The 12,227-nt window shown below is 32.9% G+C and carries 11 protein-coding genes; 6 read left to right on the top strand and 5 right to left on the bottom strand.

Features of this window, described 5'->3' with window-relative positions:
- Positions 1-3: 3 nt before the first annotated feature.
- Genes HA141_RS03310 through HA141_RS03290 form a run of 5 tightly spaced genes read right to left on the bottom strand, consistent with a single transcriptional unit; the run spans position 4 to position 5,080 of the window.
- Complete coding sequence (locus tag HA141_RS03310; RefSeq protein WP_209116875.1) at positions 4-1,176, bottom strand: DUF4336 domain-containing protein; 1,173 nt, start codon at positions 1,174-1,176, stop codon at positions 4-6.
- Positions 1,173-2,045, bottom strand: a complete 873-nt coding sequence (locus HA141_RS03305; protein WP_209116873.1) for a metal ABC transporter permease — start codon at positions 2,043-2,045, stop codon at positions 1,173-1,175. The genes HA141_RS03310 and HA141_RS03305 overlap by 4 nt, the downstream gene beginning before the upstream one ends.
- 12 nt (positions 2,046-2,057) lie before the next feature.
- Positions 2,058-2,822, bottom strand: a complete 765-nt coding sequence (locus HA141_RS03300) for a metal ABC transporter ATP-binding protein (protein WP_209116871.1) — start codon at positions 2,820-2,822, stop codon at positions 2,058-2,060.
- A 3-nt stretch (positions 2,823-2,825) separates the two neighbouring features.
- Complete coding sequence (locus HA141_RS03295) at positions 2,826-3,725, bottom strand: metal ABC transporter substrate-binding protein (protein ID WP_209116869.1); 900 nt, start codon at positions 3,723-3,725, stop codon at positions 2,826-2,828.
- A gap of 20 nt (positions 3,726-3,745) precedes the next feature.
- Positions 3,746-5,080 (bottom strand): DUF697 domain-containing protein, encoded by a 1,335-nt coding sequence (locus HA141_RS03290; protein WP_209116867.1) that lies wholly within the window; start codon positions 5,078-5,080, stop codon positions 3,746-3,748.
- Between the two features lie 164 nt (positions 5,081-5,244).
- On the opposite strand from HA141_RS03290, the gene HA141_RS03285 reads away from it, so the two are divergent.
- From HA141_RS03285 to HA141_RS03260, 6 genes are all read left to right on the top strand, one after another.
- Positions 5,245-5,667: a hypothetical protein gene (locus HA141_RS03285; protein ID WP_209116865.1), complete on the top strand. Its 423-nt coding sequence runs from the start codon at positions 5,245-5,247 to the stop codon at positions 5,665-5,667.
- Positions 5,657-6,673 (top strand): tryptophan--tRNA ligase, encoded by a 1,017-nt coding sequence (trpS, locus tag HA141_RS03280; RefSeq protein WP_209116863.1) that lies wholly within the window; start codon positions 5,657-5,659, stop codon positions 6,671-6,673. The genes HA141_RS03285 and trpS overlap by 11 nt, the downstream gene beginning before the upstream one ends.
- A gap of 3 nt (positions 6,674-6,676) precedes the next feature.
- Positions 6,677-8,593, top strand: a complete 1,917-nt coding sequence (gene thrS / locus HA141_RS03275) for a threonine--tRNA ligase (RefSeq protein ID WP_209116861.1) — start codon at positions 6,677-6,679, stop codon at positions 8,591-8,593.
- Positions 8,594-8,603: 10 nt separating this feature from the next.
- Positions 8,604-9,629: a glucokinase gene (locus HA141_RS03270; protein ID WP_209116859.1), complete on the top strand. Its 1,026-nt coding sequence runs from the start codon at positions 8,604-8,606 to the stop codon at positions 9,627-9,629.
- 18 nt (positions 9,630-9,647) lie between these two features.
- Positions 9,648-10,595 (top strand): homoserine kinase, encoded by a 948-nt coding sequence (gene thrB / locus HA141_RS03265; protein ID WP_209116857.1) that lies wholly within the window; start codon positions 9,648-9,650, stop codon positions 10,593-10,595.
- Between the two features lie 79 nt (positions 10,596-10,674).
- The gene (locus HA141_RS03260) at positions 10,675-12,216 is read left to right on the top strand and encodes an NAD(P)H-quinone oxidoreductase subunit 4 (protein ID WP_209116855.1); all 1,542 of its coding nucleotides are present in this window, start codon (positions 10,675-10,677) and stop codon (positions 12,214-12,216) included.
- Positions 12,217-12,227 lie beyond the last annotated feature (11 nt).

The raw sequence follows: 12,227 nt of genomic DNA, 5'->3' as shown, positions 1-12,227 counted from the left end.
TTTTTAAAGATTTACTTCTTCAGGAATTATTCCTAGTTCAAACAACTTTTTATATAAACCCATCAAAAATTTATTATCCTCAGGAAGTTTGTCCCACTTTTGGGAATTAATTTCATTAATTAATTTTTGACAATCTTCTATTGTAAATTTTACAGGGGCCGTAAAATGAGCTGGAATTAAATATTCCATATCTTCAAAACACTTGATATTTTCTAACCATTTGAGTAAAACTTCTTTTGAACGCGGAAAAATTAATTTCTGTAAAACTGGTGCAATTTGAATCTTAGGAGTATCTTTACCCATTATTTCAAGAAGAGAAGATTCCCAATCTTCTTCCCATAAAAAGGGGTAAATACCGAAATGAGATCTCCAATTCCTCATATCTTTTTTGAATGAATACTTAAATATTTTTTTTAAAGGTGGAATATTTAATTTACCTGGTTTTAAAAAAGATGAAAACAAGACTAACCTTTTCCATCCTTTTTTTCTATGTTCCATGGAGTCAATCAAAGGTTCATCTCCTCTCTCTCTAGAATGAAAAAGAAGTGGAGTTGGATCAAAATCAAATATCTCAGGGGGAGTGGAATCTATTCCAACTATTGCGTCTGTAACATGAAGTGTTTTCGTAGGATAATGGAAACAGCTTATCTCCTGATATCTTCCAAGTCCCAAATTCAGAGGGCCTAATGAAGACCATTTAAAGTAGTTTGTATGTGGAGTACCATCCTCAAAGAGTATTCTTGATCTTTTTGATGGAATTCCCAAGAAATCTAGTGGTAGATTTATGGGGAAACTCCATTGTCCAGGACAAAGCCAAATTTCTGCATCTTTAAAAGTTCTTGAAAGAGCTGGCAGTCCGATTTTATGTTCTAGTCCAGAGGCACTCGGTAGAATTATTGTTTTTACTTTGCCATGAATCGCAGTTAATTTTTCTAACTCATTTATTAATTCTTTTGTCGGAGGCAGTGGATTTATTAGCATCAATCCACTATCAACCTTTATTACCGTCATTCTTATTGGAACCGCAACATAATAAAGTCCCTGTATTTGTTCCAAGGACCATATTTGATCAGGAATTAATTCTTTTAAAATTGTTTTCTTTTTTCCATAAGGATATAAGGGGAATAATGGCCACCAATTCCACTTTTTATTTAAAGTTTCATCCACCACAATCATTTATAACCAGCAAATAATTTCTTTAACTTAAATATTCCGTATCTTGGAGCAAATAAAAAAGCAAATAAAAATATAAAAGTTTGTGCCAAGACAATTGATCCACCTGTTTCAAGATCAAACCAAAAACTGACATAGATTCCTATAAGACTTGAGATGATTGCACTTAATACTGAAATTACTGTCATAGTATCAAACTTATCAGTAAGTAAATATGCAGTAGCCCCAGGTGTAATCAACATTGCAACTACCAAAATAATTCCAACAGACTGCAACCCCACAACAGCTGCCAAAGATAAGCATGTGAGGAGTAAATAATGAAGAAATAATACATTAATCCCAACTGTTTTTGCATGCCTAGGGTCAAAACAATAAAGCATTAAATCTTTTCTGAAAATTGATAAAAGGATTACTACTAATAAAGAAATGAATATAGTTTGTTTTACATCTGAAAGTGATATTCCTAATGGACTACCAAAAAGAATAGAGTGCAAATCAATATTACTTTTAATCTTAGAAACCAATACTATTCCAAGAGCGAAAAATCCAGTAAATACCAACCCAATAACAGTATCTTCCTTAACTCTAGATTTCTGCTTAATAAACCCTATCAAGGCTACAGAACCAACTCCGAAAATAAATGCTCCTAATGAGAAAGGAAGACCCAATGCATAAGCAACCACAACACCAGGCATTACCGAATGTGACACTGCATCTCCCATTAAAGCCCATCCTTTAAGAGTCAAATAACTTGATAGAAAACCACAAACAGCTGCAACTAATGAACTCATAAGAAGTGCTTTTCTCATAAAGTCATGAGTTAAAGGATCTGTGATGAATGCTTCTAAAGTTAAAAAAGAATAGAGCTCCATATAAATTAAAATTTAGGATTCAGGTCCAAACAAGAAATCAGGTGAGATCCCTCCAAAAGTGGTTGTAATATTTTCTGGGGTAAACACTTCAGAGGTTTCACCATAAGCTACAACAGTTTTATTTATTAAAAGAACCAAATCACAAAATTCACGGACATGAATCATATCGTGCGTTGATAATAATATGGTTTTACCCTCATTTTTAAATTGAATAAATAATTCCGAGATAAGTTTTTCAGTTCTTATATCAACACCTGAAAAAGGCTCATCAAGAAGAAGTATTGATGCTCTTTGCGCAATTGCTCTAGCTAAAAAAGTTCGTTTTCTCTGACCTCCAGATAAGTTTCCAATAGGTGTAGATAAATGATCAGTAAGATCAACTCTCTCAATAGCATCTTTAACCGCCTGAACATCAGACTCTCTAGGAGACCTAAAAATATTCATCGAACCATATCTTCCCATCATCACTACATCCCAAACACTTATTGGAAATTGACTATCAATTCCCTCATTTTGAGGAACATAAGCAATTGTCTGATCTTTTTGAGCAGATCTTACAGACTCTCCATTTATTCTAATTTTTCCCTTTGAAATATTTACAAAGCCAGTTAAAGCATTAAAGAAAGTTGTTTTACCAGCCCCGTTCATCCCTACTAACCCACAAATCTGGCCAGGTTTCAATCTTAAATTGGCATCATACAAAGCCACCTTACCGTTGTAATCTACGCAAATATTCTCTGCCTCAACCCTAAAGTTTTGATAATTGATTGTTTCCATAATTCAAAAAAGTCCCTTTTTAATTAAATCCAAATTATGCTCAAGCATTTTTATATAAGAACTAGCAGGCCCACTATCATCAGATAATGAATCAACAAAAAGATTTCCTCCAAAATTAGCCCCAGTTTCGTTTGCAACAACCATTTGAGATTCGTTACTTACAGTACTTTCGCAAAATACAGATGGAACATTTTTTTCTTTAACTAGTGAGATTGTTCTTGCCATTCTTTTGGGCGTAATTTGACTCTCAGCATTAACTGGCCACAAATAAACTTCCTCTAATCCATAATCATTTGTTAGATACGAAAAAGCACCTTCACAACTTACTAGATACCTCCTATCTTTATTTAAGTTATTAATAAAAAGTGAGAATTCTTTATCTATTTTAGATAGTTTATCTTTATAAATTTTTCCATTTTCTTCAAATAATGTCCTTTTGGATGGCCTCAATTCTGATAAAGAATCCACGAGAATATCTACGTATAGGATCCCTCTTTTTGGAGAAATCCAGGCATGAGGATTGGGTTTCCCTTTATAAAAATCTTCACTGATAAAAATAGGATCTAAATCTTCCGCGACAGTAATTCTTTTAACTTTTAAATTAGAAACAAATTTTTCAGCCCATAATTCAAATCCAAATCCATTATCAATAAAAACAAAAGCATTAGTGGCATTTACCAAATCGCTTGGAGTTGGTTGGTAGCCATGAACTTCAACTCCAGGTTTCGTTATTGATCTAACAATAAAATCATCTTTAGCGACATTGCTAATTATATCCGCCAAAACAGTAAAACTTGCCAGTATTACTTCTTTAGTTTCATTTTTATTTGATATTCTCTTACATGAGCCTGAAGCAATAGAAAGAAGCAGTATCAAACTTAAAAAAATAATATTTTTTTTCATATTTAACTTCCATCCCAATATTATGAATTAAAAGATAGTTTTATAAGTGGTTTTCTAAGATCAGAAATAAATCCTTTCCAATTTATTTTTTCTTTTTCAAAAGCTTCTTCAACAATTTTCTCAGAATTTTTCTTTATAAAATCCAAATCAGGTTCTTCTACTCCTTTTGTTATTGCCATAAAATCAGCCAAAGAACTTGATACTACTCTTGTTAAATAAGCAGCACTGACAGCCTGAAATGTTCCAGAGACAAGCCAATTTGGGCCATGTAATTTTGTTATGCCAATTAGAGTATGTCCACTCCATTCAAGAACTCCCTGAGCAATTGCAGTCTTTAAAATCTCTTTGGATACTTTATCTAAAATTTCAGGAGACCAATTACATCCCCATATAGACTTAATTTCTTTAATCATTAAAGAATTTAATACTGTCATTGCCATAACATCAATTGATGGGATAGGAGATAAGAAAACAGTTGTTGCGACAAGAATTTGATTTTTTCTTTGTATACCTTTTAACTGCATTCTTCTTATACCTTCAATTTCAGATTGCCAGGCAGCATGAAGTTCTTTCAAGAGCCTTTTTTTTGTATTTTCAATATTTTTAGATGAACCTATGAAAAACTTCCTTAAAGAAAAAGGTATATTTGTTATTTCACTCTTATTCACATCAAAAGTAATAATTTTATTTATAAAGTCACTTGAAATTTGAGACTTTAAGTCTTCTACCTGATTTTTGGCTTCTATTTGGTTGGAAGTTAAAGCCACCAACCAGATTGGCATATTTTTAGGAAACTTTTCCAGCCACAAAAAATCATTTGCCGATAAAGGCAAGTTTATACAATACAAGATTGCATCACTCTTCAAAGCTTCTTCTGGAATAACTTGAGAAGAATTGTATTTAGGCAGTTTTTCGTATAAATCAAAGTCAAACTTATCTGCATTGAAATTACCTTTCAAAACAGATTGAAAACTTTGATAATCTTTTTGTCCAATGCAACTTATTTTTTCTTTTTCACATCTATTAAGAATAGATTCAAGTGTTTTTTGTCTTTTTGAATTCTTTTTTTCTAATTCATTTGTTGCTTCAAGTTCTTCAAAAAAATTTAAATCTTCATTACATAGGTTTATCCAACCATCTAAATTATTTGGCTCATTAAATTTAGGCTTATCATTCTTCAAGTAAAAATATCCCCCAAGACACAAAGCAAAAAATCCTATTGAGCCTCCTGCAAAATGAATTAAGTCACTGACAAACCATTCGCCAAAACCTAACAATAATAAAATAATAAGAAGATTTTTTTTGGGAAACTTTATGAAATCCTTTAAAAGGTTGTCTTTACTAATATCAAACACAATACTTTATTTTTCTAATTTTATTTTAATGCAAGTTGTGAATGAGAAAAGCAAAATTTCATAAGTCGTTAATCAAAAGATAAAAATTTAAGCCTTTTAAAAAGACTTATTGCATAACAAGATGCTAAGTTAATAGACTATTTAATAACTTAAGAAACATTAAGATGTCTAATTCAAATTTCAGCAATAATCCTGGACAAGAAAATTACAGAGGTCGTTCTAACAATGAAAGATCTAATTTCAGAGATAGATCGGGCGGCAGAAGAGATGGAGGAGGATTCCGCATAAGATTGAGTGATAACGAAATGAAAGCTGTTAAATCAATACAAGAGACCTTTCAATTAAGATCTACTGTTGCAGTTCTGGGTTTTTCTGTTAGAACACTTAGCGAAATGATCAAAGACGAAAAATTTATTGAATCAATCAAAGAATATGCAAAAAATAATAAAAACTCTTCTCCGATTAGACAATCACAAAATTCTTATGAAGAAAAGACAAAAACAGCACCTGACCCTTTTGCAAGACCAGTAAAAAGTACATCATCTGAAGAGATCCAATCTAGAGAAGTAGAAGAGGATGGCAAATAAAAAAAGAATTCTTTCGGGAGTTCAACCAACTGGTGATTTACATATTGGGAATTGGCTTGGGGCCATAAATAATTGGGTTACGCTTCAAGAGCAATATGAAACATTTCTATGTGTAGTTGATTTGCACGCAATAACAGCCTTATATAATCCCAAAGAATTATCTAAAAACACTATCTCTACAGCGGCTTTGTACGTCGCTTGCGGGATAGATCCAAATATATGTTCAATTTTTGTCCAAAGTCAGATTTCAGCGCATTCAGAACTTTGTTGGATATTAAATTGCATGACCCCAATAAATTGGATGGAAAGAATGATTCAATTTAAAGAAAAATCCATACAACAAGGTAATAATGTATCTATTGGATTATTTGACTATCCAATACTTATGGCTGCAGACATCCTTCTTTATGATGCTGACTTCGTACCAGTAGGTGAGGATCAAAAACAACATCTTGAACTTGCGAGAGATATTGCACAACAGAGAATTAATGCCAGATTTAGTAAGGATAAAAATATTTTAAAGATCCCTCAACCAATCATCATGAAGAATGGTTCAAAAATAATGAGTTTAATTGATGGTTCAAAAAAGATGAGCAAAAGTGATCCTAATGAGGGTAGTCGCATTAACTTATTAGATCCTCCTGAAATAATCACAAAAAAAATTAAAAGAGCAAAGAGTGACAGTTCTATTGGAATTGAATTTAACAATCCCGAGAGACCAGAATCTAAAAATCTTTTGATGATTTATTCAATATTATCTGGCAAAGAAATTTCTCAATGTGAAAATGAATTCTCGGAGACTGGATGGGGGACATTTAAAAAATTAATTACCGAACAACTTATTGAATCACTAGAACCTATTCAGAAAAAATATAAATTATTAATTAATGATCCCTATCAACTAAATAAAATCCTTAATGAAGGGAAGGAAAAAGCTGAAGATTTAGCGAATCAGACTTTAAAAAGAGTTAAATCAAAATTGGGATTTTTTGAAATGGAGAAATAAATTATGCCAATAATTACCTTGCCTGATGGTTCAAAAAAGGTTTTCGAAAAATCTGTAACTATCCTAGAGATTGCCCAGAGTATAGGAGCTGGATTAGCTAAAGCAACAATTGCTGGGAAAGTAAATGATGTTCTTCTTGATGCAACAATTCCTATAAATAAAGACTCTAAAGTTGTAATCATCACATCAAAAGATAAAGAAGGAATTGAAATAATAAGACATTCTTTCGCTCACCTTATTGGTCATGCAGTTAAACAAATTTACTCTGATATTAAAATGGCGATTGGACCTGTAATTGAAGATGGTTTTTATTACGATATTTTTTCTGAATACAGATTTACTCCTGAAGATTTAATAAAAATCGAAAATAGAATTAATAAATTAATAAAAACAAATTATGACGTTGAAATTTTACAAGTTTCTAAAGAGGAGGCAATTCAAACTTTTAAAGAAAGAGATGAGACTTTTAAATTACGAATAATTGAAGAAATTCCTGAAGATGGTCTCATCAATTTATACAAACACGAAGAATATATCGACATGTGTAGAGGGCCCCACGTACCCAATACTAGACATTTGAGACACTTTAAATTACTTAAATTATCAGGTTCATACTGGAGAGGGAATAGTGAGAATGAATCATTACAGAGAATATATGGGACTGCATGGGCAAAAGAAAAAGAGCTCAACGACTACTTAATAAGAATTGAAGAAGCAGAAAAAAGGGATCATAGAAAACTTGGTAAAAAACATTCACTATTTCATATACAAGAAGAGTCTCCAGGAATGATTTTTTGGCATCCAAATGGATGGACAATCTACCAAGTATTGGAAAAGTACATAAGAGAAATACTCAAAAAAAATGATTATTTAGAAATCAAAACACCACAAGCTGTTGATAAATCTCTTTGGGAAAAATCCGGTCATTGGGATAAATTTAGAGACGATATGTTCACTACTGCTTCAGAAAATCGAACTTATGCAATTAAACCAATGAATTGTCCATGCCATATTCAAGTATTTAATCAAGGTTTAAAAAGTTATAAGGATTTACCTATTCGTCTTGCTGAATTTGGTTCTTGTCACAGAAATGAGCCCTCAGGTGCACTACACGGCTTAATGAGAGTAAGAAACTTTACTCAAGATGATGCACACATATTCTGCACAGAAGAGCAAATTCAAGAAGAGGTATCAACTTTTATAGATCTTGTTTTCGAGGTTTATAAAACTTTTGGTTTTGATGAAATTATTATCAAATTATCAACCCGTCCTGAAAAAAGGGTAGGTACTCAAGAGATTTGGGATAAATCAGAGGAGGCTCTTACCAAAGCTCTCGATAATAAGAACCTAAAATGGGAACTCCAGCCAGGAGAGGGGGCTTTTTATGGTCCAAAAATAGAATTCTCCTTAAAAGATTGTCTCAATAGAATCTGGCAATGCGGTACTATTCAGGTTGATTTCTCAATGCCTATTAGATTGGATGCAACTTATGTAGATATTGGTAATGAAAAAAGAAATCCAGTTATGCTTCATAGAGCAATTTTAGGATCCTTTGAAAGATTTATCGGAATCTTAATTGAACAATATGAGGCGAAATTTCCAATTTGGCTTGCGCCTAATCAAATAATTTTATTAAGCATTACTGATAGAAATATTGATAAATGTTTAAAGTTTAATGAATTAATAAATAATAATGGTTACCGATCAAAAGTTGATGTTAGGAATGAAAAAATAGGATATAAAATAAGAGAGGCAACTTTAGGGAGAGTTCCTTTAATTGCAGTTATTGGAGATAAAGAAGAGGAAATTGATTCAGTCGCTTTAAGAGCTTTAAATGGAACAAATTTAGGAATTTTCGATCTGCCTAATCTATACAAATTAATGGATAAATTAATAGAAAAAAAAGGGAGAACAAAATAATTTAGAATAGATGAATTTTCTAGCTTGTGATTTAGGAGGTACCAAGGTTCTATTAGGAATATTCGAAAGAGTAATAAATGATGATTCGCCTAAATTGTTATTCAAAAAAAAATATACATCTTCTGATTGGGATTCTTTTGAAATAATCCTAGAAGATTTTCTCAAAAATGAATGCAAAAATATTACTCATCCTTCTTCCGCATGTTTTGCTGTAGCTGGTCCTTTATCTAACAACAACGCAAAAATCATGAACTTGTCATGGAATATTTCAGGAAATAAATTAAAAAATAAATTTAAATTTGAACAATGCGAGCTAATAAATGATTTTGCAGTGCAAATTTATGGAATACCTTATTTAAAAAAAAATCAATATTTTACTATCCAAAATGGGGGGCACTCTGAAAGTGCTAATAATGATTTACATGCCATTGTTGGAGCGGGAACTGGTTTGGGCATTGCCAGAGGCATAATATCGGGGAAAAAGGTAAAAGTTTTAGCTAGTGAAGGAGGTCATGCTGAGTACTCGCCAAAGTCTAAATTAGAATGGGAATTAAAAATTTGGCTTAAGAATTATCTTAAAATTGAGAGGATATCTTGTGAAAGAATCGTTAGCGGCTCTGGTTTATCAAGAATTGCTGAATGGAGACTTAGCAAACCTGATGCCAAAAACCATCCTCTACAAAAATTTTTTAAAGAAATTAAAATTTCTGATAGTTTGAGAAAAGAGCTGCCCGAAAAAATTTGCAATCTTTCAAATCAAGGAGATCAGCTAATGAATGAAGTTGAGAGGATATGGTTAGATGCTTACGCCTCTTTATTGGGGGATATCGCTCTTCAAGAATTATGTTTTGGTGGGTTATGGATTTCTGGAGGGACCGCACCCAAACATTTCAAAAACTTTAAATCAGATTTATTTATGAAACAATTTTTCGACAAGGGAAGATTAAAAGATATTCTTAAAACAATACCCCTAAATGTGATTTTAGATGAAGAGTTTGGCCTTTTTAGTGCAGCCTGCAGAGCAAAAATGCTTTAAAAAAACTACCTAAAAAAAATGTATATCCCTGAAGTTGGTAAAAAAATAATAGTAAGAGTACCTTCCACAACAGCTAATTTGGGGCCAGGTTTTGACTGCCTTGGTGCAGCATTAGATTTATATAATGAATTTATTTTTTCAAGAATTGAAGGTGGTGGAGATAGATTTGATTTAATAATGGAAAGTACAGATGGTAATCATTTAAGGGGAGGACCTGAAAACTTAGTATTTAGGGCAGCTCAAAAGGTATGGGAAAGTTCAAATATGGATCCTTTTGCACTAGAAGCAAGAGTTAAGTTAGCAGTTCCGCCTGCACGCGGACTTGGAAGCAGTGCTACAGCAATAGTTGCTGGACTAATAGGAGCAAATGCAATAATGAACTCTCCATTGTCCAAAGAAAAACTCCTTGAACTTGCCATTGATATAGAAGGTCATCCTGATAATGTAGTCCCCTCTCTCTTGGGGGGGCTTTGTTTGACAGCAAGGTCTGCCTCTCAGAGGTGGAGAATCATTAGATGTGATTGGCACGATTCAATTAAAGCTGTTGTAGCTATACCTGCTATGCGTCTAAGCACAAGTGAAGCAAGAAAGGTTATGCCTAGGAATGTACCTATATCTGATGCAGTGACAAATATGGGGGCACTTACTTTGTTACTAAATGGACTGAAAGCAGGAAATGGGGAACTTATAAAAGAGGGAATGTTTGATAAGCTACATGAACCCTACAGATGGAAACTTATTAAAGGAGGATTAGAAGTCAAAGATGCCGCACTAAATGCTGGCGCTCTAGGCTGCGCAATTAGTGGGGCTGGACCAAGTATCTTAGCTTTATGTAAAAAAGAAAATGGTAAAAATGTTAGTCAAGCGATGGTAAAAGCATGGGAAAAGTCAGGTGTAGCTAGCAGAGCACCATTCTTAAACGTTCAAACAGCAGGAAGCCAATTTAGTACTATCTCTGGTAAGTAGTTTTACTTAGGCAGTTTTAATGTTATAGTCTCAAGCTAGTACAACTTCAACTAGAATAATAGAATTATTCATTCCATAAATGAATTTAGAATCTTTTCCTTGGCTATCATCTATTGTTTTATTGCCTTTAATTGGGGCATTAATAATGCCTTTCTTGAATTCAAAAGAAGGAGAAGAAAATACACTCCCTAGAAATATCTCATTAAGTTTTTTATTCATAGATTTTTTACTAATAATCGGGGTCCTTTTTCAAAAATTCAATACTTCAGATAGCTCTTTGCAACTGGTAGAAAGAGCTTCCTGGTTACCCTCAATAGGCTTAGAATGGTCTCTTGGCGTAGATGGATTATCTGCTCCCTTAGTAGCTTTAAGTGGGTTAATCACTTTTTTATCAGCTGCCGCAAGTTGGAAAATTAAGAAGAAATCTAATCTATATTTTGCTCTCTTATTAATCCAAGCATCAGCACAAGCATTAGTTTTCCTTTCTCAAGATTTTCTATTATTTTTCTTGGCATGGGAACTTGAATTGGTTCCGGTATATCTTCTTATTGCAATTTGGGGAGGGAAAAAGAAATTATATGCTGCTACAAAATTTATTCTTTATACAGCTTTAGCCTCTTTATTAATACTCATAAGTGGATTAGCTCTTGCTTTGAGTGGTGATACTTTCACTTTAAATATTACCGATTTAACCAATAAACATGTAACAGGAAGCCTTGCGTTATTGTCTTATTTAGGATTTTTAATTGGTTTTGGAGTAAAACTTCCTATCTTTCCATTACATACTTGGTTACCCGATGCACATGGAGAGGCTAATGCACCAGTATCTATGTTACTCGCTGGAATACTTTTAAAAATGGGAGGCTACGCTCTCCTAAGATTCAATGTTCAAATATTACCTGAAGTACATCTTCAAATTGCACCTGCATTAATTATTCTAGGAATCATTAATATAATTTACGGAGCACTAAATGCATTTGCACAAGATAATGTCAAAAGGAGAATTGCATGTAGTTCAGTCAGTCATATGGGTTTTGTTTTATTAGGGATTGGAGCAGTAGATGCTCTTGGGATAAGCGGAGCAATGCTACAAATGATCAGCCACGGACTTATCGCTGCAGCTATGTTTTTTGTTACGGGCTCATTTTATGAAAGAACAAATACCCTTTCGATACCCAATATGGGCGGTTTAGCTAAGGTCTTGCCAATAACTTTTGCTTTTTTCTTAGCAAGCTCTTTAGCCTCTCTAGCACTACCTGGGATGAGCGGTTTTATCAGTGAAATAACTGTATTTTTAGGAATCACTAGTCAAGAAGGCTTCAGCTCTATCTTTAGATCGATAACGATTCTTATTGCAGCTATTGGTTTAGTTCTAACCCCAATATATCTATTATCAATGTGTAGAAGAGTATTCTTTGGCCCTAGAATTCCGGCACTAGCAACAGTTAAAGAGATGAATGGCAGGGAATTGACGATTGGTTTCAGTTTATTGTTGCCTACTTTGGTAATAGGTTTTTGGCCGAAAATAGCCATAAATTTATACGAATCTTCAACCAATGCTCTCAGTCAGCAACTAACTTTAGCTAAATTAGTAAGTATGATTCCACTTTTAGTTAATTAAATTTTTTTATA

The organism is Prochlorococcus marinus XMU1402, assembly GCF_017696205.1.
Lineage (GTDB): Bacteria > Cyanobacteriota > Cyanobacteriia > PCC-6307 > Cyanobiaceae > Prochlorococcus_A > Prochlorococcus_A marinus_AC.
The sequence above is the reverse complement of the archived record's forward strand: the minus strand, read 5'-3'. Positions and strand labels throughout refer to the sequence as shown.

Coding starts and splice junctions, on each gene's coding strand:
- HA141_RS03295 (WP_209116869.1), bottom strand. CDS start 3,725: ATGAAAAAAAATATTATTTTTTTAAGTTTGATACTGCTTCTTTCTATT.
- thrS (WP_209116861.1), top strand. CDS start 6,677: ATGCCAATAATTACCTTGCCTGATGGTTCAAAAAAGGTTTTCGAAAAA.
- HA141_RS03305 (WP_209116873.1), bottom strand. CDS start 2,045: ATGGAGCTCTATTCTTTTTTAACTTTAGAAGCATTCATCACAGATCCT.
- HA141_RS03300 (WP_209116871.1), bottom strand. CDS start 2,822: ATGGAAACAATCAATTATCAAAACTTTAGGGTTGAGGCAGAGAATATT.
- trpS (WP_209116863.1), top strand. CDS start 5,657: ATGGCAAATAAAAAAAGAATTCTTTCGGGAGTTCAACCAACTGGTGAT.
- HA141_RS03285 (WP_209116865.1), top strand. CDS start 5,245: ATGTCTAATTCAAATTTCAGCAATAATCCTGGACAAGAAAATTACAGA.
- HA141_RS03310 (WP_209116875.1), bottom strand. CDS start 1,176: ATGATTGTGGTGGATGAAACTTTAAATAAAAAGTGGAATTGGTGGCCA.
- HA141_RS03270 (WP_209116859.1), top strand. CDS start 8,604: ATGAATTTTCTAGCTTGTGATTTAGGAGGTACCAAGGTTCTATTAGGA.
- HA141_RS03260 (WP_209116855.1), top strand. CDS start 10,675: ATGAATTTAGAATCTTTTCCTTGGCTATCATCTATTGTTTTATTGCCT.
- thrB (WP_209116857.1), top strand. CDS start 9,648: ATGTATATCCCTGAAGTTGGTAAAAAAATAATAGTAAGAGTACCTTCC.